General features: G+C 70.3%; 22 protein-coding genes. 16 read left to right on the top strand and 6 right to left on the bottom strand.

Translation table 11 applies throughout. The features are described 5' to 3' along the window. Positions 1–144: 144 nt before the first annotated feature. Positions 145–1,005: a helix-turn-helix domain-containing protein gene (locus OG408_RS05580; RefSeq protein ID WP_266776047.1), complete on the top strand. Its 861-nt coding sequence runs from the start codon at positions 145–147 to the stop codon at positions 1,003–1,005. Between the two features lie 25 nt (positions 1,006–1,030). Then, entirely contained in the window at positions 1,031–1,237 is a 207-nt protein-coding gene (locus tag OG408_RS05585) for a DUF397 domain-containing protein (RefSeq protein WP_266776049.1), read from the top strand. Between the two features lie 33 nt (positions 1,238–1,270). Here OG408_RS05585 and OG408_RS05590 read toward each other — a convergent pair whose 3' ends face one another. Then, complete coding sequence (locus tag OG408_RS05590) at positions 1,271–2,413, bottom strand: 8-amino-7-oxononanoate synthase (protein ID WP_326668575.1); 1,143 nt, start codon at positions 2,411–2,413, stop codon at positions 1,271–1,273. A 143-nt stretch (positions 2,414–2,556) separates the two neighbouring features. Between OG408_RS05590 and bioB the strand changes: the two genes are divergently transcribed. The 4 genes from bioB (at position 2,557) to OG408_RS05610 (ending at position 6,630) form a co-directional block, all read left to right on the top strand. Further along, positions 2,557–3,807 (top strand): biotin synthase BioB, encoded by a 1,251-nt coding sequence (bioB, locus tag OG408_RS05595; protein WP_266776053.1) that lies wholly within the window; start codon positions 2,557–2,559, stop codon positions 3,805–3,807. Further along, a complete protein-coding gene (locus OG408_RS05600; RefSeq protein WP_266776055.1) occupies positions 3,800–5,104 on the top strand; it encodes an adenosylmethionine--8-amino-7-oxononanoate transaminase in 1,305 nt (434 codons plus the stop codon). The genes bioB and OG408_RS05600 overlap by 8 nt, the downstream gene beginning before the upstream one ends. Position 5,105: 1 nt before the next feature. Beyond that, a complete protein-coding gene (gene bioD / locus OG408_RS05605) occupies positions 5,106–5,795 on the top strand; it encodes a dethiobiotin synthase (protein ID WP_326668580.1) in 690 nt (229 codons plus the stop codon). Between the two features lie 136 nt (positions 5,796–5,931). Next, complete coding sequence (locus tag OG408_RS05610; protein ID WP_326668582.1) at positions 5,932–6,630, top strand: class I SAM-dependent methyltransferase; 699 nt, start codon at positions 5,932–5,934, stop codon at positions 6,628–6,630. A 163-nt stretch (positions 6,631–6,793) separates the two neighbouring features. Here the strand turns inward: OG408_RS05610 and OG408_RS05615 are convergent, their stop codons facing one another. Both OG408_RS05615 and OG408_RS05620 read right to left on the bottom strand, forming a co-directional pair. Continuing rightward, complete coding sequence (locus OG408_RS05615) at positions 6,794–7,165, bottom strand: fic family toxin-antitoxin system, toxin component (RefSeq protein WP_145767569.1); 372 nt, start codon at positions 7,163–7,165, stop codon at positions 6,794–6,796. Beyond that, positions 7,162–7,389: a hypothetical protein gene (locus OG408_RS05620; RefSeq protein WP_030921856.1), complete on the bottom strand. Its 228-nt coding sequence runs from the start codon at positions 7,387–7,389 to the stop codon at positions 7,162–7,164. Before OG408_RS05620 ends, OG408_RS05615 begins: the two co-directional genes overlap by 4 nt. Before the next feature lie 330 nt (positions 7,390–7,719). On the opposite strand from OG408_RS05620, the gene OG408_RS05625 reads away from it, so the two are divergent. The 7 genes from OG408_RS05625 (at position 7,720) to mug (ending at position 15,370) form a co-directional block, all read left to right on the top strand. Then, positions 7,720–9,000 (top strand): cytochrome P450, encoded by a 1,281-nt coding sequence (locus OG408_RS05625; protein ID WP_266776064.1) that lies wholly within the window; start codon positions 7,720–7,722, stop codon positions 8,998–9,000. Between the two features lie 78 nt (positions 9,001–9,078). Then, positions 9,079–9,504 carry a GNAT family N-acetyltransferase gene (locus tag OG408_RS05630; RefSeq protein WP_285566970.1) on the top strand — a complete coding sequence of 142 codons (426 nt, stop codon included), beginning with the start codon at positions 9,079–9,081 and terminating at the stop codon, positions 9,502–9,504. A gap of 262 nt (positions 9,505–9,766) precedes the next feature. Further along, complete coding sequence (locus tag OG408_RS05635; RefSeq protein WP_266776068.1) at positions 9,767–11,104, top strand: hemolysin family protein; 1,338 nt, start codon at positions 9,767–9,769, stop codon at positions 11,102–11,104. Next, positions 11,101–12,120 (top strand): hemolysin family protein, encoded by a 1,020-nt coding sequence (locus tag OG408_RS05640; protein ID WP_266776070.1) that lies wholly within the window; start codon positions 11,101–11,103, stop codon positions 12,118–12,120. The genes OG408_RS05635 and OG408_RS05640 overlap by 4 nt, the downstream gene beginning before the upstream one ends. 135 nt (positions 12,121–12,255) lie before the next feature. Then, on the top strand, positions 12,256–13,098 hold the full coding sequence (locus tag OG408_RS05645) for an SGNH/GDSL hydrolase family protein (protein ID WP_285566973.1): 843 nt from the start codon (positions 12,256–12,258) through the stop codon (positions 13,096–13,098). A 240-nt stretch (positions 13,099–13,338) separates the two neighbouring features. Continuing rightward, positions 13,339–14,781: an adenylosuccinate lyase gene (gene purB / locus OG408_RS05650; RefSeq protein ID WP_326668585.1), complete on the top strand. Its 1,443-nt coding sequence runs from the start codon at positions 13,339–13,341 to the stop codon at positions 14,779–14,781. Positions 14,782–14,803: 22 nt separating this feature from the next. Further along, a complete protein-coding gene (mug, locus tag OG408_RS05655; protein ID WP_266776076.1) occupies positions 14,804–15,370 on the top strand; it encodes a G/U mismatch-specific DNA glycosylase in 567 nt (188 codons plus the stop codon). Positions 15,371–15,701: 331 nt separating this feature from the next. Here mug and OG408_RS05660 read toward each other — a convergent pair whose 3' ends face one another. From OG408_RS05660 to OG408_RS05670, 3 genes are all read right to left on the bottom strand, one after another. Further along, positions 15,702–16,139, bottom strand: a complete 438-nt coding sequence (locus OG408_RS05660) for a hypothetical protein (RefSeq protein ID WP_266776078.1) — start codon at positions 16,137–16,139, stop codon at positions 15,702–15,704. Between the two features lie 128 nt (positions 16,140–16,267). Further along, the gene (locus OG408_RS05665) at positions 16,268–17,005 is read right to left on the bottom strand and encodes an ABC transporter permease (protein ID WP_326668587.1); all 738 of its coding nucleotides are present in this window, start codon (positions 17,003–17,005) and stop codon (positions 16,268–16,270) included. A gap of 2 nt (positions 17,006–17,007) precedes the next feature. Then, complete coding sequence (locus OG408_RS05670; RefSeq protein WP_266776082.1) at positions 17,008–17,946, bottom strand: ABC transporter ATP-binding protein; 939 nt, start codon at positions 17,944–17,946, stop codon at positions 17,008–17,010. Positions 17,947–18,053: 107 nt separating this feature from the next. Here OG408_RS05670 and OG408_RS05675 point away from each other — a divergent pair, with 107 nt between their 5' ends. The 3 genes from OG408_RS05675 to OG408_RS05685 all read left to right on the top strand — a co-directional run bounded on the left by OG408_RS05675 (position 18,054) and on the right by OG408_RS05685 (position 21,150). Beyond that, positions 18,054–19,238 (top strand): sensor histidine kinase, encoded by a 1,185-nt coding sequence (locus OG408_RS05675; protein WP_326668590.1) that lies wholly within the window; start codon positions 18,054–18,056, stop codon positions 19,236–19,238. Between the two features lie 4 nt (positions 19,239–19,242). After that, positions 19,243–19,893 carry a response regulator transcription factor gene (locus OG408_RS05680; protein ID WP_326668592.1) on the top strand — a complete coding sequence of 217 codons (651 nt, stop codon included), beginning with the start codon at positions 19,243–19,245 and terminating at the stop codon, positions 19,891–19,893. Between the two features lie 99 nt (positions 19,894–19,992). Beyond that, the gene (locus OG408_RS05685; protein WP_266776088.1) at positions 19,993–21,150 is read left to right on the top strand and encodes an ROK family protein; all 1,158 of its coding nucleotides are present in this window, start codon (positions 19,993–19,995) and stop codon (positions 21,148–21,150) included. The last annotated feature ends 78 nt before the right edge of the window (positions 21,151–21,228 follow it).

Raw genomic sequence — 21,228 nt, forward strand, 5'->3', positions numbered from 1 at the left:
CAGATTGCCACTGATGCCGCCCTCGGTGACGGCGATCCACCAAGATATGCATATATCTGTCGCTCAAAGCGGTGAACTCTGCCCCGGACACCCCGCGCGGGCGCCAAACTGTCCGCTCGGCGGGGAGTGGGAGGGAGGCATCACATGCAGCACGGCCCTGCGGTGCGACGCCGCAAGCTCGGGGAGGAGCTGCGGAGTCTGCGCCATGCGTCGGGACTCACCAGCCGGGACGCGGCGCGGCTGCTCGGCTGGCACCAGTCGAAGGTCAGCCGGATCGAGACCGGTATCAGCGGAGTGCGGCCCGGCGATGTGACGCGGCTGCTGGACGCGTACGGCATGCACGACCCGAAGCTTCGCGAGCTGCTGGAGGCGCTGGCCGGTTCGGCGGGCGGCGGAGGCGCGGGCTGGTGGCACGCCTACCGGGGCCTGATCCCGCCCCAGTACCGCGACTTCATCAGCCTGGAATCGCAGGCGCGCACGGCGCGCACGCTGGAGACATCGGTGGTGCCCGGCCTGTTGCAGACCGCCGACTACGCCCGCGCGGTGACCCGGGCCTCCCTCGACGGGCTGCCGGCCGGCCAGTTGGACTCGCTCGTGGAGGTGCGGCTGGCCCGCCAGGGGGTGCTGCGGAGCGATCCGCCGCTGCGGCTGAGCGCGGTGCTCGACGAGGCGGTGCTGCGGCGGGAGGTCGGTGGCCGACGGGTGATGCGGGAACAGCTCCGCCACCTCAGCCGCATCGCCCAACTCCCGCACGTACAGCTTCAGTTGCTGCCGTTCTCGGTCGGCGGCTATGTGGGACTCACGGGACCTTTCGTTATCTTCTCATTTCCGAACACTTCTGATCTGGATGTGGTCGTTCTCGACCATTTGACGAGTAGCCTCTACCTGGAGCGGAAAGAAGACCTCGAGGCGTACAGCTCGGCCTTCCGCACGCTGCAGGCACACGCGCTGTCGCCGGAGCACTCGTTGGACCTGATCGCCGCAATCGACCGCGCCGGTCAGTGACCCCGGACTGCCCGAGGGGGGCGTCATGTCGGATTGCCTCGCACAGCACGCGTTACGGTGGCGGCGCAGCAGCCGCAGCACGGGAATGAACAACTGCGTGGAAGCCGCACCGTTCGCCGGCCGGCGGCTGGCCGTACGCGACTCGAAGGACGTGTCCATGCGGCCGCTGCAGTTCTCCGCAGCGGCCTGGACGTCGTTCGTCTCCGCCCTGAACGGCGGTGCCGTCGGCTGAGCCCGTCCCGGCCCCGACCGGCCGCCGGGCCGGTCAGCCGGCCGGTGCCGTCCGCCGGATCGTCGCCACCGCACGGGCGATCTGCTCATCCGTGAGATCGGCGCGCGCGGTCAGCCTCAGCCGGGAGATGCCGTCCGGCACGGACGGCGGCCGGAAGCAGCCGACCGCCATGCCGGCCGCCCGGCAGTCCGCCGCCCAGCGCACGGCGGCATCGGCGGAGGGCGCGCGCACGGAGACCACGGCCGCGTCGGGGCGGACAGCGGTCAGACCGGCTCCGGTCAGCTGCTCGTACAGCGCGGTGGCGACCGTACGGGCCCGGTCCGCACGTCCCGGTTCCCGGCGCAGCAGTCGCAGGCTGCCCAGGGCGGCGCCGACGGCGGCCGGTGCAAGCCCGGTGTCGAAGATGAACGTCCGGGCGGTGTTGACCAGGTGGTCGATGACACGGGCCGGTCCCAGCACCGCCCCGCCCTGGCTGCCCAGGGACTTGGAGAGGGTGAGCGTGGTGACGATGCCGTCGCCGCCGGCCAGACCGGCCGCGGCGAGCGCGCCACGGCCGCCGTCCCCGAGTACGCCCAGGCCGTGCGCGTCGTCGACGAGCAGAGCCGCGTCCTCGGCACGACAGGCCGCGGCCAGTTCGGCCAGCGGTGCGGCGTCCCCGTCGACCGAGAAGACCGAGTCGGTGACCGCCAGCGCCCTGCCCCGGTGCGTGTGCAGGGTCTTGCGCACCGCCTCGGGGTCGGCGTGCGGCACGACGGCGGTCTCGGCACGCGAGAGCCGGCAGCCGTCGACGATCGAGGCGTGGTTGCCCGCGTCCGAGACGATCAGGGAGCCCCGGGCGGTCAGGGCGGTGAGCGCCGCGAGGTTGGCGGCGTAGCCCGAGGACAGCACCAGTGCGGCCTCGAAACCGCAGAATTCGGCCAGTTTGTGTTCCAGCTCGGCGTGCAGCGCGGTGGAACCGGTGACCAGCCGGGAGCCGGTGGCGCCACCACCCCAGCGGCGCGCCGCGTCGGCGGCCGCCTCGGTCACCTCCGGATGCCGGGTCAGGCCGAGGTAGTCGTTGCTCGCGAGGTCCAGCAGTTCCGGTTCGGCGGACCGCGGCCGGAGCGTACGGACGAGTCCGGCGTCCGCGCGGCGGCGCGCCTCCTCGTCGATCCAGTCGAACGGGGCGAAGGACATGGGCGGGTCCCTTTTGTAGGCAGCTCACAGACCCTAACCGGGGGCGCAGCCGGGCATGGTGTGGCAATGCACACACCCTCTACGGGCTCTGTTGTCCGGTTCCTCCTTGGCTCGGGGCGGTGCCGTGCGTCAGGATCATCGCCATGGACCTCCTGAACACGCTGGTGGACAAGGGGCTGCGGCGCGAGCTGCCGACCCGTGAAGAAGCGCTCGCCGTACTGGCGACCCCGGACGACGAACTGCTCGACGTGGTGGCCGCGGCCGGAAAGGTGCGCCGTCAGTGGTTCGGGCGGCGGGTGAAACTCAACTATCTGGTCAATCTGAAGTCCGGGCTCTGCCCCGAGGACTGCTCGTACTGCTCCCAGCGGCTGGGCTCCAAGGCCGAGATCCTCAAGTACACCTGGCTGAAGCCGGACGAGGCGTCGAAGGCTGCGGCGGCCGGTGTGGCCGGCGGCGCCAAGCGCGTCTGCCTGGTCGCCAGCGGCCGGGGCCCGACCGACCGCGACGTCGACCGGGTGTCGCAGACCATCGAGGCGATCAAGGAACAGAACGAGGGCGTCGAGGTGTGCGCCTGTCTCGGTCTGCTCTCCGAGGGCCAGGCGGGCCGGCTGCGGTCGGCGGGCGCGGACGCCTACAACCACAACCTCAACACGTCCGAGGGGACGTACGGGGAGATCACCACCACCCACACCTACGCGGACCGCGTCGAGACGGTGCACCAGGCGCAGGCCGCCGGGCTCTCCGCCTGCTCCGGGCTCATCGCGGGCATGGGCGAGAGCGACACCGACCTGGTCGACGTGGTGTTCGCCCTGCGCGACCTCGACCCGGACTCGGTGCCCGTCAACTTCCTCATCCCGTTCGAGGGAACCCCGCTCGCCAAGGAGTGGAACCTGACGCCGCAGCGCTGCCTGCGGATCCTGGCGATGGTGCGGTTCGTCTGCCCGGACGTGGAGGTACGGCTCGCGGGCGGCCGCGAGGTGCATCTGCGCTCGATGCAGCCGCTGGCCCTGCACCTGGTCAACTCGATCTTCCTGGGCGACTACCTGACCAGTGAGGGCCAGGCGGGACAGGCCGACCTCGACATGATCGCGGACGCGGGCTTCGAGGTGGAGGGCGCCGGCACGACGACGCTCCCCCGCCACCGTGCGGACGCCGGAGCCGGCTGCGGATCGCACGCCGCCGGAGGTTCGGAGACGGGCGGCGGCTGCGGATCGCACGCCGACGCGGGCGCGGGGGCGCAGAGCGGGTGCGGTTCGCACTCCGGCGGATGCGCGCCCTGCGGCGATGCCCCCGAGGCGGTCGCCGCGCAGGAGGCGGAGGTTCCGGGAGCACGCACCGACCTGGTGGCGGTCCGCCGCCGCGGCGCGGGGACGGATCTCGCACCCAATGCCTGAGCCGCTCTCTCCGGCGGGCCTGCGCGCCCTGGACCGGGCCCATGTCTGGCATCCGTACGGCCCCATGCCGGGCCGGCAGGAACCGCTGGTCGTGGAGTCCGCGTCCGGGGTGCGCCTCCGGCTCGCCGAACCCGCCCACGGGCAGCACGAGTTGGTCGACGGCATGTCGTCGTGGTGGTCGGCCGTGCACGGGTACAACCACCCGGTGCTGAACGAGGCGGCACGCGGCCAGCTGGACCGGATGAGCCATGTGATGTTCGGCGGGCTCACGCACGAGCCCGCCGTACGGCTGGCCGCCCGGCTGGTCGAGATCACTCCGGAGCCGTTGCAGCACGTCTTCCTCGCCGACTCCGGCTCCGTGTCCGTCGAGGTCGCCGTGAAGATGTGCCTCCAGTACTGGCGCTCGGCCGGCAGACCGGCCAAGCAACGGCTGCTGACCTGGCGCGGCGGGTACCACGGGGACACCTGGCAGCCGATGTCGGTGTGCGACCCCGAAGGCGGCATGCACGAACTCTGGTCGGGTGCGCTGCCGCGCCAGGTCTTCGCCGACGAGCCGCCGGCCGGCTTCGACGCGGAGCCGGACGCCGCCTACGCGACGCACCTGCGGGAGCTCATCGCCCGGCACGCCGACGAGCTGGCCGCGGTGATCGTGGAACCCGTGGTGCAGGGGGCGGGCGGGATGCGCTTCCACTCGCCCGGCTATCTGCGCGTCCTGCGCGAGGCCTGCGACGCGCACGGCGTCCTGCTGGTGTTCGACGAGATCGCGACGGGTTTCGGACGCACGGGCAAGCTGTTCGCCGCCGAGCACGCCGGCGTCGCACCCGACGTGATGTGCGTGGGCAAGGCTCTGACCGGCGGTTATCTGACGATGGCGGCGACCCTGTGCACGACCGCGGTGGCCGACGGCATCTCGCGCGGCGAGGTGCCGGTGCTCGCCCACGGGCCGACGTTCATGGGCAATCCGCTCGCATCGGCGGTGGCCTGCGCCTCCATCGACCTGCTGCTCGGCCAGGACTGGGAGCGGGAGGTCAAGCGGATCGGGGCGGGTCTGCGCGACGGTCTGGCCCCGGCGGAGGAACTGCCCGGGGTCCGCGATGTGCGGGTGCTGGGCGCCATCGGTGTCGTCCAGCTCGATCACGAGGTGGACATGGAGGCCGCGACGCGGGCGGCGGTGCGCGAGGGCGTGTGGCTGCGGCCGTTCCGCGATCTCGTCTACACCATGCCGCCGTATGTCACCGGTGACGACGATGTGGCGCGGATCTGCCGCGCCGTGTGCGCTGCGGCGCGGGAGGGCTGAGATGAACATTCTCGTGGTGACGGGGACGGGCACCGAGATCGGCAAGACGATCGTGACCGCGGCGGTGGCGGCCGCGTCCGCCGGCCGCCGGGTGGCGGTGCTCAAGCCCGCCCAGACGGGTCTGGAGCCTGGCGAACCCGGCGACGCCGCAGAAGTCGCGCGGCTCGCGGGCCCACACGTGACGGCGGTCGAACTGGCCCGTTTCCCGGAGCCGTTGGCCCCTGCCACGGCCGCCCGTCGGGCCGCCATGCCACCGGTCCGTCCGTTCGAGGTCGCCGAGGCCGCCGAGAAGCTGTCGACCGACCACGATCTGGTGCTCGTCGAGGGTGCGGGCGGCCTGCTCGTACGGTTCGACGACGAGGGTGCGACCCTGGCGGACGCCGCCCGGCTGCTGGCGGCTCCGGTGCTGGTGGTGGCACCGGCCGGGCTCGGCACGCTCAACTCCACGGCGCTGACCTCGGAGGCGCTGCGCGCCCGGGGGCTCGGCTGCCTCGGTGTGGTGGTCGGCAGCATGCCCGCCGAACCGGACCTGGCGGAACGCTGCAATCTGGCGGACCTCCCGGTGGCCGCGGACGCGCCGCTGCTGGGCGTCGTCCCGGCGGGTGCGGGAGCGCTGGATCCCGCGGACTTCCGTGCCAGGGCCGGAAGTTGGCTGGACGGGCGGCTGGGCGGGACCCGGATGCCCGACTGAGCGGTGTGCGGCGCAGGACGGGGCCGCGCCGACGGGGCAGAATCGAGGTAGCCGAACCTTTCCGGCCGAGCGGTCCCGCACGCGGCGTACACCGTCGCGCCGGCCCGCTCGGACCGGCCCGTCGAGGAGGTCCGTCATGCGGTTGCGGAGCACGAAGATCCCGCAGGATGCGGTGCACCACCCCGTCTTCGCCCGGTGCTACGCCCGGCTGAGCGTGGCCGCGGAGTCCGCCGGAGGCCTGGCCGCCGTAAGGGCGGAGCTGCTGTCCGGACTGTCGGGGCGGGTCATCGAGATCGGCGCGGGCAACGGTCTGAACTTCGCCCACTACCCGCCGGCGGTGTCCGAGGTGGTGGCGATCGAACCCGAGCGCATGCTGCGGCAGTTGGCGGTGCGGTCCGCCCTGCGGGCCGGAATCCCGGTGGATGTGGTGCCGGGTACGGCGGAGGCGCTTCCGGTGAAGAGCGAGGCGTTCGACGGGGTCGTGGCCTCGCTCGTGCTGTGCACCGTACGCGATGTGCAGCAGTCGCTCGCCGAGATCCGGCGTGTCGTGCGGCCGGGGGGTGAGCTGCGCTTCTTCGAGCACGTGCGGGCCGACGGCCGGTTCATGGCCGCCACCCAGCGGGCGCTGGACCGGACCGTGTGGCCGCGGGTGGCCGGGGGCTGTCACACCTCGCGCGACGCGCTGGCCGCCATCGAGGCGGCCGGGTTCGTCGTCGAGACGTACCGCAGGGTCAATCTGCCGGAGCGCGGAATCCGGCTCCCCACGTCCTCGTGCGTGCTGGGCGTGGCACGGCGGTCGGCCGTGGTGGACCGGGGACGGCAGGACCTCCGCTGACGGCTTTGCGGGGCGCTCATGTATGACGGCCGCAGTCCGGCACGCGGGGACTTGCACACGGCTTTCGCGGCCGGGCGGCCGGGACCCGCCCCGGCGCGCTCCGCTGCCGCCGGAAGGCGCCCGGGTCGCTCGGGTCACCCAGGTATCACCCGGGTCTCCCGGGTCACAGGCTCCACTGACGGAGCTCGTCGGCGATGGCCCGGACGTCCGCCTTGCCCTCCTTGACCAGCAACGCCAGGTCACGCACCTGTTCGGGCGAGGTGATGACCTTCAGCCCCGACGCGACGAGGTATCCGTAGGCGACGGCGGACGCGAACATCGCGTTGGACCGCTCCAGCGCGGGGACGTGCAGCAGCAACTGCAGCAGTGCGGCCGCCCTGGAGTGCGGATCGCTGTAGACGGGACTGCCGAAGATCTCCGCCTCGTGCCGTGCGACCGCGGCGACCAGCGCGCCCCAGTCGGTGACCTGGGGATCACCGGGCGTCTTGTGCTCCGCGACCATGAGCAGCCAGGAGAGGTGAATCCGGAGGTTCAACGGGTCCCTTTGCGCTCCGGGCCGAACTCCTCGGCGAACACCGATTCGTACTGCTTCATGAAATCGGCGGCGGCCTCGACGAATGTATGGCCGACCTCGCCCGCGTCCTGTTTGACGAGCTCCTCTATGTAGCGGTTCACGCTCATCCCCCTTTGGAGCGCGCGCTGCCGCGCGGCCTCGGCGGTGGCCTCGTCCACTCGAACGTTCAGCTGAGTCTTGGGCACTTCATCACGCTAGCGCGGGATTGCTAGCACCGGCAAGAGGAGCGGACCGGCGGGAGAAACCCGTGGCCGGAATCGGCCCGGCCGAGCGCCCCACGGGGCCGCAGCACCCCGGCCACCTGGCATATCGAGGCACCCGTCCGCCCCAGGCGTCGAGGCGCTCGCGCCCGTACCGTCGAAGCATGAGCGACGGATACCGCACCCGACCGCCCCCTCCATAGAACAGGTGGTCATAATTCCTGGTCAGGAAGCCGAAGTCAGCGCAGTCGGCCACGTCCTGGCGGCGCACACCCGCCAACCGACCAGATCTCGCGACGACTCATGGAGTGCACATTGAGTACGACGTTCCGTTCCCGAATCACCGCCCGGCTCGGGCGCACCTACCTGGCCAGGATCCAGCGGCACGGAATCGGCTCCTCCACGATCAGGCTGCTCCCCGAGGAGTTGCTGATGCTCCTGCGCCGCGACGGCCTGGATCCCGTGAAGCGTCTGGCCGCGACCCGGGCGGAGGCCCCGGTCTCCAAGGTCACCCTGCCGTTCGGCATGGACGCCTGGGTGGTCACCGGCTATGAGGAGTCGAAGGCCGTGCTCGGCTCCGCCGACGGGTTCAGCACCGACTTCGCCAACCTCGCGGGCAATGCCGGAATCGCCGCCGAGCAGAGCCCCGGCGGGCTCGGATTCAGCGATCCGCCGGTCCACACACGGTTGCGCCGCATTCTGACCCCGGAGTTCACCATGCGCCGCCTGCGGCGACTGACGCCGCGGATCGAAGCGATCGTCGAGGAGCGACTGGACGCGATGGAGGCCGCGGGCGGACCGGTCGACCTGGTGCACGAGTTCGCCCTGCCCGTCCCCTCCCTCACCATCTGCGAACTGCTCGGCGTCCCGTACGGCGACCGGCACGACTTCCAGCAGCTGGCCATGGACCGCTTCGACCTCTTCGGCGGGACCACCGCTCCCTTCGGTGCCATGTCCGCGTCCCTGGAGTACTTCAGGGAGGTCGTCAGGGCGCAGCGGCAGAAGCCGGGGGACGGTCTGCTCGGCATGATCGTGCGGGAGCACGGGGACAGCGTCGACGACGAGGAACTCGCGGGCCTCGCCGACGGCGTGCTCACCGGCGGCTTCGAGACGACGGCCAGCACGATCGCTCTCGGCTCCCTCGTACTGCTGCAGAACAGGGACGTCCTGGAGCGTCTGCGAACGGACGACACAATGACCCCGCCGTTCGTCGAAGAGGTGCTGCGCTATCTCTCCGCGGTCCAGATGGCCTTCCCCCGGTTCGCCCGTCGGGACATCGAGATAGCCGGGGTGGTCATTCCGCGCGGCGACATGGTCCTCTGCTCCCTGAGCGGCGCGAATCGCGATCTGTCGTACGTCATGGACGACGGGGGCTTCGACCCGCACCGAGCCACCCCGGCCGGCCATCTGGCCTTCGGCCACGGCATCCACCGCTGCATCGGCGCCGAACTGGCCCGCATGGAACTGCGTGTCGCCTTCCCGGCACTGGCCCGGCGCTTTCCCGGCATGCGGCTCGCCGTGCCGCCGCAGGAGCTCAGCTTCCGGAAGCTGTCCATCGTCTACGGCATCGAGTCGCTCCCGGTGCATCTCCGCTGAGCCGGCGGATCCCACGCAGTCCCGCGCCCGCACGGAATACATTCGCCCATCGGAGTGACACTCTGCTTGGCTCGCCCCATGAGTGATCTCCATATGCGCTGCGCCACCCTCGCCGACATCGACAGCGTGCTGCGGTTCTGGCGCGAGGCGGCAGAGGGAACCAGCATCAGCGACGACCACGACGGCGTGTCCCGCCTCATCACGCGGGACCCCGAAGCCCTGCTCCTGGCGGAACGTGACGGTCTGCTCGTGGGAACCGTCATCGCCGGCTTCGACGGCTGGCGGTGTTCCGTCTACCGGCTGGCCGTACATCCCCGGTTCCGCCGGCAGGGCATCTCCACGGCACTGCTGGCCGCGGTGGAGGAGCGGTTCAGTGCCCTCGGTGGACGCCGAGCGGACGCCATGGTCCTGGAAGCCAATGAGCGAGCCCAGTACGCATGGGCCGCGGCCGGCTACCACCGCGAGGACCACTGGCGGCGCTGGATCAAACCGTTCCAGGACTAGGAAGCCGTACCGGGGGCAGACAGGGGCCAGGCCGCCGGAACCGGTGGACCAGGTGATGTACCCGAGGGTCGGGATGACGCCCGAGCAGCTGGAGCGGCCCTCTCGACCACACTTCTTTGCCGATCCTTTACTATGGGGTCTCTCCTGACGACCCTGACGAAAGGTGTGAGCGTCCGCCCATGGGCGAGCCTCCCAGTAGCCGATATCGCCGACATCGCGCGATCCTTCAGTCCCTGCCCGATCATGGGACGGAGGTGAACCGATGACCGAAGTGCTTCTGCTGCTCGTGGCAGTACTGCTCTCCCTTGCCTGCGGCGCCTTCGTCGCGGCGGAGTTCTCCCTCACCACGGTCGAACGCGGCCAGCTCGAACGGGCTGTGGAGCAGGGGGAACGGGGCGCCTCCAGCGCCATGAAGGCGGTACGCAGCCTCACCTTCCAGCTCTCCGGGGCCCAGCTGGGCATCACCGTCACCAATCTGGTGGTCGGCATGCTCTCCGAATCGTCCATCGCGAAACTGATCCGTGGCCCGGTCGAAGCCATCGGGCTGTCGCCCAGCGTGTCGTCGTCCGTGGCTCTCGTCATCGGAACCGCCCTGTCCACCGTGTTCCTCATGGTGGTCGGTGAGCTCGTCCCGAAGAACTGGGCCATCTCGTCGCCACTCGCCGTGGCGAAGACGGTGGCCACCCCGCAGCGGGCGTTCACCGCTCTCTTCCGGCCCTTCATCAGCCACCTCAACAACACCGCCAACCACATCGTGCGCCGCTTCGGCCTCGAACCGGCGGAGGAGCTGGCCACCGCCCGCAGCCCGCAGGAGCTGGTGGCGCTCGCCCGCCACTCCGCCAAGGCGGGCGCCCTGGAGGCCGACACCGCGGAGCTCTTCGTCCGGACCCTCAACCTGGCGGAGCTGACCGCGGAGAACGTCATGACTCCGCGGGTGCAGGTCACCGCGCTGGAGGTGCGCGCGACGGCGGAGGACGTCGCCAACGCCACACGGGCGACCGGGCTGTCCCGCTTCCCCGTGTACCGGGGCAGCCTCGACACCGTCGTCGGTGTGGCCCACATCAAGGACGTGCTCGCGATCCCCGCGGAGCAGAGGCCCCGTAAACGGGTCTCGGAGATGCTGCGTGAGCCGCTGCTCGTGCCGGAGACCCTGACCGTGGACCGGCTGCTGGACAGGCTGTCCGGCAAGCTCGCCATGGCGGTCGTCATCGACGAGTACGGAGGCACAGCGGGTGTCGTGACGCTCGAGGACATCGTCGAGGAGGTCGTCGGCGAGGTGCGGGACGAGCACGACCCGCATGAGACTCCCGACCTCGCACCGGCCGGCGAGGACGCCGACGGACGCACCCTGTGGTCGGCGGACGGCGCCGCCCGCACCGACCAACTGCAGAGGATCGGCCTGAGAGTGCCGGACGGACCGTACGAGACCCTCGCCGGGCTGATCGCCACAGAGGTGGGCCGCATCCCGGCCGTCGGTGACTCGATCGACCTGGCCGGCTGGCGCCTCGACGTGGTGGACGCCTCCGGGCGCCGCGCCGCACGGGCCCTGCTGCACGCGCCGCTCCCCGGTTCCGACGAGCCGTCGGAGGACGAGCGATGACCGCCGTACAGCTTTTCATCGGCCTGATGACCCTCGTCGTGAACGCGTTCTTCGTCGGTGCGGAGTTCGCTCTCATCTCCGTGCGGCGGAGTCAGATCGAACCGCAGGCCGAAGAGGGGAACCGGAGGGCACGAAGCGTCATCTGGGGGCTCGAGCACGTGTCGGCGCTGCTCGCGGCGGCACAGCTCGGCATCACGCTGTGCACCCTGGTTCTCGGCATCGTGGCCGAGCCCGCCATCGCGCATCTGCTGGAACCTCTCTTCGACGCCGTGGGCGTGCCGCACGGCCTGGTCCATCCGATCTCGTTCGTGATCGCGCTGTCGGTGGCCACGTACCTCCACATGCTGCTGGGCGAGATGGTGCCGAAGAACATCGCACTGGCCGAGCCCGTGCGCACCGCTCTGCTGCTCGGGCCTCCGCTGGTGACGCTGGCCCGGGCGCTGCGACCGGTGATCTTCGCGATCAACGCCTTCGCCAACTTGCTGCTGAAGCTGTTGCGGGTGGAGACAAAGGACGAGGTGTCGGCCACCTTCTCGGACGACGAGCTGGCCAGACTCGTCAAGGACGCCGGCGACGCGGGACTGGTCGACGACAGGGCGGCCGAGCGCCTGCACCATGCGCTGGAACTGGGGCGCAGGCCGGTGCGGGACGTGGTGCTGCCGGTGGACCGGGTGATGTACACGAGGGTCGGGACGACGCCCGAGGAACTGGAGCGGCTCTCGTCCGAGACCGGGTTCTCTCGATTCCCGGTCATGGACAGCGAACAGCGGATCCTGGGCTACCTCCATGTGAAGGACGCCCTCGACGTCACCCCCCGTGACATGCCGTTCCCGGTGACCGCGATGCGGCCCATCGCCCGGGTACGGGCGGCGACACCGCTCGACGACGTACTGACCGCTCTCCGCCGCAGCCGTACGCATCTGGCGGCCGTTCTCGACGAGGACGACCGGCTGGCCGGCATGGTCACGATGGAGGACGTGCTCCGGGAACTCGTGGGCCGGGCACAGCCGCGCTGACCCCGGCCCCGGCACCCACCCCGGCGCCGGTGTCCGGTCCCGCCTCCCCCCGAGGGCGCGGGACCGGGCGCAGGAGCGGTGCGGCCACTGGCTCCCGGCAAGCGGTGGAGCGCACCGCGATACGATCACAGCGCCATGGAAATGAATGCCGAATACACCAGTCTCGTCGCGGTCGGCGACTCGTTCACCGAGGGCATGTCGGACCTCCTGCCCGACGGCTCGTACGGGGGCTGGGCCGACATCCTTGCCACCCGGCTTGCCACCCGCACCCCCGGATTCCGCTACGCCAATCTCGCCGTGCGCGGGAAGCTCATCGGCCAGATCGTGGACGAGCAGGTGGACGTGGCAGCGGCCATGCAGGCGGACGTGGTGACGCTGGTCGGCGGCCTGAACGACACCCTGCGGCCCAAGTGCGACATGGGCATGGTCCGCGGCCGGATGGAAGAGGCCGTGGAGCGCCTCGCTCCCTCCTGCAAGAAGCTCGTGCTGATGCGCAGCCCCGGACGCAACGGACCGGTGATGGAGCGCTTCCGGCCACGGATGGAAGAGCTCTTCACCCTGGTCGACGATCTGGCCGCCCGGCACGATGCAGTCGTCGTCGATCTTTACGGGTCCGCCGTGCTGGGCGACCCCAGGATGTGGGACGTCGACCGTCTCCACCTGACCGCCGAGGGGCACCGGAGGGTGTCCGAGGCGGTCTGGCAGAAGCTGGGGCTGCCGCCGGAGGACGACTGGCAGACGGTACTGCCCTCCGCGGTCCCGCCGCGCTGGGCCACCCGGCGGGTCGACGACCTGCGGTTCGCCCGCCAGCACCTGTTCCCCTGGATCGGGCGGCGCCTGACCGGACGCTCGTCGGGTGACGGCAGGACGGGAGCGCAGTTCAGCGCCGAGCTGGGACGGGCCTTCTGGGTCACCCCGGAGGACGCTGCCGCTCCGGGCCCCGTGGCCACCTGGCGCCGCCTGGACGCGGACGAGTAGCAGACCCACCGAGAAGGGCAGCGGGGCACAGCCCCGGCTGCCGGCTCCCACATTCGCGGCTGTGTCTCTGTCTGCGTGCGTGCCCGCGTCCGCGTCCGCGTCTGCGTCTGTGCGCGCGTCCGCGTCCACGCCTGAGTCCACGGCTGTGTCTGGCCCTGTGTCTCCGTCCGCACGCTCGTAGCAACCCACAAACCGGGGTGCGGCGCCGACCTGCATAAACCGCCAGTAGAATCTGCACACGTGACTGCTGTGTCTGCGAAGCCTCGCATCCCCAATGTCCTGGCCGGCCGCTACGCCTCTACGGAGCTGGCTGTCCTCTGGTCCCCCGAGCAGAAGGTGAAGCTGGAACGTCAGCTGTGGCTGGCGGTGCTGCGCGCCCAGAAGGACCTCGGGATCGAGGTACCCGACGCGGCCCTCGCCGATTACGAGCGCGTCCTCGACCATGTCGATCTGGCCTCGATCGCCGAGCGCGAGAAGGTGACCCGGCACGACGTCAAGGCCCGCATCGAGGAGTTCAATGCCCTCGCCGGCCACGAGCAGGTCCACAAGGGCATGACGTCCCGCGACCTGACCGAGAACGTCGAGCAGCTTCAGATCCGGCTGTCCCTGGAGCTGATGCGCGACCGTACGGTCGCCGTCCTGGCCCGGCTCGGAAAGCTCGCCGGTGAGTACCGCGAGCTGGTCATCGCCGGCCGGTCCCACAACGTCGCCGCGCAGGCGACGACGCTCGGCAAGCGCTTCGCGACCGCGGCGGACGAACTCCTCGTTGCGTACGGCCGGCTCGAGGACCTGCTGGGCCGCTACCCGCTGCGTGGGATCAAGGGCCCCGTCGGCACGGCTCAGGACATGCTCGACCTGCTGGGCGGCGATGCGGAAAAGCTCGCCGACCTGGAGCAGCGCATCGCCGGACACCTCGGCTTCGCCCAGGCCTTCACCTCGGTGGGCCAGGTCTACCCGCGCTCGCTCGACTACGACGTGGTGACGGCCCTGGTGCAGCTGGCCGCGGCTCCTTCGTCGGTCGCGAAGACCATCCGCCTGATGGCAGGCCACGAGCTGGTGACCGAGGGCTTCAAGCCGGGCCAGGTCGGCTCCTCCGCCATGCCGCACAAGATGAACACCCGCTCCTGCGAGCGCGTCAACGGCCTGATGGTGATCCTTCGCGGTTACGCGTCGATGACCGGTGAACTGGCCGGTGACCAGTGGAACGAGGGCGACGTGTCCTGCTCCGTGGTCCGCAGGGTGGCCCTTCCCGACGCGTTCTTCGCGTTCGACGGTCTCCTCGAGACCTTCCTGACGGTGCTCGACGAGTTCGGCGCCTTCCCGGCCGTCGTCGCCCGCGAGCTGGACCGCTACCTTCCCTTCCTCGCCACGACCAAGGTCCTGATGGGCGCGGTCCGTGCAGGTGTCGGCCGCGAGGTCGCCCACGAGGCCATCAAGGAGAACGCGGTCGCGTCCGCCCTGGCCATGCGCGAGCAGGGCACGGAGCGCAACGAGCTGCTGGACAAGCTGGCAGCGGACGAGCGCATCCCGCTCGACCGTGGGCAGCTGGACGAGCTCATGGCCGACAAGCTCTCCTTCACGGGCGCGGCGGGCGACCAGGTCACCGCACTCGTCTCCCGGATCGAGGAGCTGACCAAGCAGCACCCGGAGGCCGCCGGTTACACACCCGGCTCCATCCTCTGATGAGCGCCCGGACGATCGCGCGATGAAGCCCGAAGAGCTCCAGGCCGCCCGTGACCGCGTGGTTCCCGATGTGGTCGCGGGCGGCCTGCGCGTGCTGTTCTGCGGAATCAACCCGAGCTTGATGACAGGTGCCACAGGTCATCACTTCGCCTTCCCTGGTAATCGTTTCTGGCCGGTGCTCCATCTGTCCGGATTCACTCCCAGGCAGTTGAAGCCCAGCGAGCAGTCAGAACTCCTCGGCTATGGGCTGGGCATCACCAATGTGGTCGCCAGGGCAACGGCCCGGGCCGACGAGCTGTCCGCCGAGGAATTCCGTGCCGGGGGACAGATCCTCACCGCGAAGGTCGAGAGGCTTCAGCCGCGGTGGCTGGCGGTCGTCGGTATCACGGCCTACCGGACCGCATTCGGCGAGCGGAAGGCACAGGTCGGGCCCCAGGACCGGAAGATCGGTGGCGCCCGCGTCTGGGCACTGCCCAACCCCAGCGGCTTGAACGCCCACTGGACCGTGCAGTCAATGGCGGATGAGTACGGACGTCTACGAACGGCCGTCGACTCGAACCCGGCAAGCCGTCCCTCTGGCGACGTCTGACAACCGGCAGATCTCTCGACTGGCGACTGGCTGCCGGATTCGTCTGCCTGCCGGATTCGTCTGCCTACTGGATTCGTCTGCCTACTGGATTCACCCGGCCCCACCACTGGCCCGACACGACCGAGAATCCGAGTGAGCGAGAGAGCGAACCCAGCCGGCATCTCCCCATGGAGGGGAATCACCCGCGGACGTTGCCGGTCCCTCCGGACGTTGCCGGTCTCTCCGTGCGTTCTCGTCGCACCCTCACAGCTGACGCCCCCACGCCCCACTCCAAGCCCCGGCCGGGCCGCTCACATCCCGAAAGGGATCGTGAACGGGATCGCGAGGGGGATCATGGGGGATCGATCTCGGTCACCACCACGCCGAGCTCGCACCCTGGGCCACCCTCCTCCAGGTAGAGCGCCAGGCCTATCCAGAGCTCGTCTATGTGCCAGAGGCGCAGTTCCTCACACCCGGCCACCATCTCGGCCCACGGGTCGGGTATCTCCTCGCCGGACATCATTCGCTCCTGCGCACTCCACAGACTGATCGGCTGTGGTTCACCCCATCGCACCCCGAGCAACGTGAACAACGCCTCGTGCTCCGCGAGACACTGCACACGGTGCTCCAGCCGCCCTGCTTCGTCGTCGTCCCAGTGGTCGTCATCGGCGTGCAGTGATGCCGTGTGGTAGCCGGGCCCGCTGACTCCCGAACCCGATCGGATGCGCTCCGCGGGAAACTCTCGGGTGCGCATCCCGTCGATGAGGCGGAGGTGATGTGCGGTGGTCATGCCGTCAGTAAACCGCCCTGCACTGACAACGGAAGCCCTGCCCTTTCCTTTAGGGCGATTTAGGCCATCTCGTTCCGGTCTTCCGGCATTCCCGCCTTCCCGCCGATCCGACCGCTCCTCCTCATGGTCTAGGCGTCCCTGCTCCGCAGTGCCCACCATCCGGCGAGGAGCGCCGCCGCAGCCCAGGCCGCAGTGACGGCCAATCCTGTCCAAGGGCCGAGGCTACTCTCCACATGCTGGTGCAGAACCAACTGTCCGGCCCGGTCGGGCAGATAGTCGGCCGCACCGCCGGCGATATCCCCGACGACGAACGAAGCGATCAGGATGAAGGGGATGAGCAGGCTGAGCACGGCAACGGCGCTGCGGAACAGAACCGTCAGCCCGGCGGCGAAGAGCGCCATCAGGGCGAGATATATCCCGCCGCCGAAAGCGGCCCGAAGGGCGCCCGGTTCGCCCAGACCGACGGCGTACTCCCCCATAAACAACTGTCCCGTCAGGAATGAACTGAAGCTGGTGACGAGCCCGACGGCAAGAACAGCGCCTCCGACAAGCGACATCTTGACCGTGTAGAAGAGGGTGCGCCGTGGAACCGCTGCCAGCGAGATGCGCAGCGCTCCGTTGACGTACTCGGACGAGATCGCTGTCGCCCCGAAGCTTATGGCGGCGATCTGACCGAAGTTCAAAGCGTAGAAGGCTCCGAAGACGAGGTCCGCGTCCGCCTTGTCCGCCTCGGCCTGGCCGACCGTGGCGAAGGTGAGCACCGTGACAGCCATGGTGGCGAGGAAGACCGCCGTCAGAGATCCGGCGACCGAGCGCACAGATCTGATCTTGATCCACTCGGAGTGCAGAACTGCGGTGGTGGACATGGTCAGGCCTCCTGTCGGGTGGTGGCTCCGTCAGCGGCGGACTCGAACTCCGTCGCACCGGCGGTGAGATCCAGGTAGGCCTGTTCCAGCGTGGCCTGTTCGTCGGTGAGCTGAAGAACCGGAAGGCCTTCCGCGGCGGCGAGGACCCCGATTTCCTGCGCTCTCGCCGCGTGCACGGTCCAGTAGCCGTCTTCGTTCTGCTCGGCCCGGTATCCCTTGTGAGCCAGGACCTCCCCGAACCGGGCCGGTTCGGTCGTGCGTACCCGGACGCTGGGCCGGCTCCGGGAGTCGAGGAACTCCCGCATCGGGAGGTCGACCAGCAACCGGCCCCGCCCCAGGACGATCAGATGGTCGGCGAAGGACGACGTCTCGTTCATCAGGTGGCTGGAGACCAGCACCGTGCGCCCCTCCCGGGCGAGCCGCTTCATCAGTTCCCGGATCCAGACGATGCCTTCGGGGTCGAGACCGTTCGACGGCTCGTCGAGCATGACCACCTCCGGGTCTCCGAGCAGCGCGGCCGCTATGCCCAGGCGTTGGCGCATGCCGAGGGAGAACGTTCTGATCCGCCGGCCCCCGACTTGTCCGAGTCCGGCCTCCTTCAGGACTTCCTCGACTCTTGTCCCGCTCAGGCCGTTGCTCGTGGCCAGGGCGAGGAGGTGGTTGCGCGCCGTCCGCGAGCCGTGCGCGGACTGCGCGTCGAGCAGTACCCCGACGTGGCGCAGCGGATCGCCCAGAGCCGCGTAGGGCCGGCCGCCGATCGTCGCGGTGCCGGCGGTGGGCCGGTCCAGGCCGAGGACAAGCCGCATCGTGGTGGATTTGCCCGCCCCGTTCGGTCCGAGGAAACCGGTGACCCGGCCGGGCCGCACGCTGAACGTGAGTCGATCCACGGCACGGGTCGCGCCGTAGTCCTTGGTGAGCTCGTTGACGTCGATGCTGGTCATGTCCTCAGCGTCGCCGCCACACCCGCCGGCGGTCCTCCCCCGCCGGAGTGGATCATCTCCCTCGCTCGGGGGAGCCACCGCGTCGAGCGCGCTGGCACGATGGTGGCATGTCCAGCTTCCTCCGCCCGCTGACCGCGCCGGTCACCTACACCCGGTGGCTGCATCTGCTCCTGCCGGGTGCCGCCGTGAGTGTGTGGCTCTTCATCTCGACGGACACCCCGTGGGTGCCCGTCGTCCTCGCAGCCCTGGTGGGGCTGATACCCGGCATGCGCCTCGCCGAGGGGATCCAGGCGCAGTTGCTGCTCACGCCCGCGGAGCGCGGAAACCTCGAAGCAACCATTTCGGTGGCTCCCTCCGCCTCATGGTCCGAGCGCTGGCGGACAGCGCTCTGGCTGGAGGTGCGGCTGGGCTGTGCGGCGCTGGCCGGACTGGCGACGGTCTGGCTGCTGGCCACGACGGTCGATCTCGTGCGCTCAGCGGTCGGCTCCGCGCCGAGCGACGAATGGTTCGCCGCGGGCCTGGGCACGCACTGGTGGGCCGCCGTCCTTGCTCCGGTGCCTCTGATCATGCTGCTCGCGGTGGTCATCAGTTGTGGGGAGCTGATCACGGCTGCCGCCCGGTGGCTTCTCGGACCGACGCCGATGCAACGGATAACCGCGCTGGAGGAGCGTACCGAGCAACTCCTCGAACGCAACCGGATCGCACGCGAACTGCACGATTCGATCGGACACGCCCTGACGGTCGCCGTCGTGCAGGCAGGCGCGGCCCGGGCGGCGCATGACCCCCAGTTCACCGAGCGGGCGCTGGTGGCAATCGAGGAGACGGGCCGAGACGCCCTGGACGATCTCGAACGGGTGCTGAGGGTGCTGCGCGAGTCGGGCACGCCGCCGGGGCAGCGGCCGTCGCTCAGTGAGGCCGGCCGTCTGCTGGACTCGGCTCGCGCTTCCGGGGCCGAGGTCGATGCCGAGGTGTCCGGTGCACTGGAGCAGGTGCCGCCTTCGGTGTCCCGCGAGGGGTACCGGATCCTCCAGGAGGCCCTCACCAATGTCCTGCGGCATTCCGGATCGGTTCCGGTCCGGGTCCGCATCACCGTGGCAGACGGCCGGCTGGAGCTGAAAGTGACGAATCCGCTCAAGGATCCGCTCAAGGATTCGTCCGATAACCCTGGAGGTGGAAGCGGGCTGCGGGGCATCAGGGAGAGAGCGGCACTGCTGGGCGGCACTGCCAAGACGGGACCGTACAAGGAGGAATGGATGGTGCACGCGAGCCTTCCTCTGTACCGCATACGCTGACCGGATGCCGGTTACCGTTCTTCTGGTCGACGACGAACCCCTGGTCCGCGCGGGACTGCGTGCCGTGCTGGAGGCCCAGCCCGACATCGAAGTGGTGGGTGAGGCCGGTGACGGTGCGGCGGCGATCCCGCTGGTGCGTCAACTGCGTCCTGATGTGGTCGCGATGGACGTCCGCATGCCGCTGATGGATGGCATCGAGGCGACGCGGGTCGTGCTGCGCACGGTGCCGGAGCCGCCGAAGATCCTGGTGGTGACGACGTTCGAGAACGATGAGTACGTCTATGAGGCGCTGCGCGCGGGGGCGGACGGGTTTCTCCTCAAGCGGGCCCGGCCGGCCGAGATCGTGCACGCGGTGCGGTTGGTGGCCGAGGGCGAGTCCCTGCTGTTCCCGGCCGCGGTCCGGCAGCTCGCGGCAGAGTACGGAACGAGCAAGGCAAGGAGGGTCATGGAGCGGGCCTCGCTCACGGAACGCGAAGAGGGCGTGCTGCGGCTGATGGCCAGGGGACTGTCCAATGCCGAGATCGCCGCCCGGCTCATGGTGGGCGTCGAGACGGTGAAGACGCATGTCAGCGCCGTGCTGGCGAAGTTGGGCGCCCGGGACCGCACCCAGGCGGTCATCGCAGCCTACGAGTCCGGATTCGTCGCTCCGAGCTGATACCGGGCGTTCCCGGACTGCAGTGCCGCCCACGCTCGCCCTGCCCCTGAGCAGCGAGTACCATCCGCCTGACATGCGCACGAGCTGGGAGGACACACCGTGGGCCGGCTGACCGGTGGGGACCCGTCGTTGCTGCGCCGGATCAATTCCGCGGTGGTGCTGCACGCCCTCCGCGGCGCGCAGTCACCGACACTGACGGACCTGACCCGGATCACGGGTCTCTCCCGGCCCACGGTCGAGGGCGTCATGGAGGGGCTCTTCGAGGCGGGGCTGGTCGTCGAGTCGGCTCCCGACGGGGCCGAGGCGCGGCGGCAGGGCCGTCCGGCCCGCAGGTTCCGCTTCCGGGCCGAGGCCGGACACCTGCTGGGCGTCGAGATCGGACCGCACCGGGTCTCGGCACTGTTGTCGGGGCTGGACGGCCGGATCATCGGTGCCGGCTCACGTGAGGTGTCGGAGACCGCCTGCGCGGACGACCGCCTCGACAGGGTGCGGACCGTGGTCGCCGATGTCCTTCGGCGCACCGGCGTGGCCCGCAGCAGTCTGCGGGCGGTCGGGGTGGGCAGCCCGGGCATCGTGGAGGCCGACGGTACCGTCCGGCTGGGCACGGCTCTGCCTGACTGGACGGGGCTGGCGCTCGGCGAGCGGCTGAGGCGCTCCTTCCGCTGCCCCGTTCTGGTGGAGAACGATGCGAACGCGGCCGCCGTCGCCGAGCACTGGAAGGGTGCGGCCACGGAGTCGGACGACATCGTGTTCGTGCTGGCGGGGCTGAGCCCCGGGGCGGGCTCGCTGATCGGCGGACGGCTGCACCGCGGCTTCGGCGGGGCGGCCGGTGAGATCGGGGCGCTGCACCTCCTCGGCCGCGACGTCACGCCGGAGCGGCTGCTGTCGACGACGGACACGCCACTGGACCCGTTGGACGAGCATGCGGTCGCCGCCGTGTTCGCGAAGGCGCGGCACGGCGACGAGCAGGCGCAGGCCGCCGTGGAGCGCTTCATCCAGCGGCTGGTCCACGACGTGGCGGCGCTGGTCCTGGCTCTCGATCCGGAGCTGGTGGTGATCGGGGGCTGGGCCGCCGGTCTGGACGGGGTACTGGACCCGCTCCGCGGTGAGCTGGCCCGCTACTGTCTCCGCCCCCCTCGGGTCACCTTGTCGCTGCTCGGTGAGGCGGCCGTGGCCACGGGTGCGCTGCGGCTGGCCCTCGACCACGTGGAGGAGCAGCTCTTCGCCGTGGAGGGAACGGTAACGGCCCGCCGCTGATCGCGACGGGCCGTACGGTGCACGCCCGGACGGGCCGGAATCCGGTCAGGATGCCTGGCGTGTCTGGTCGTGATCCGG

The organism is Streptomyces sp. NBC_01257 (assembly GCF_035917255.1).
Lineage (GTDB): Bacteria > Actinomycetota > Actinomycetes > Streptomycetales > Streptomycetaceae > Streptomyces.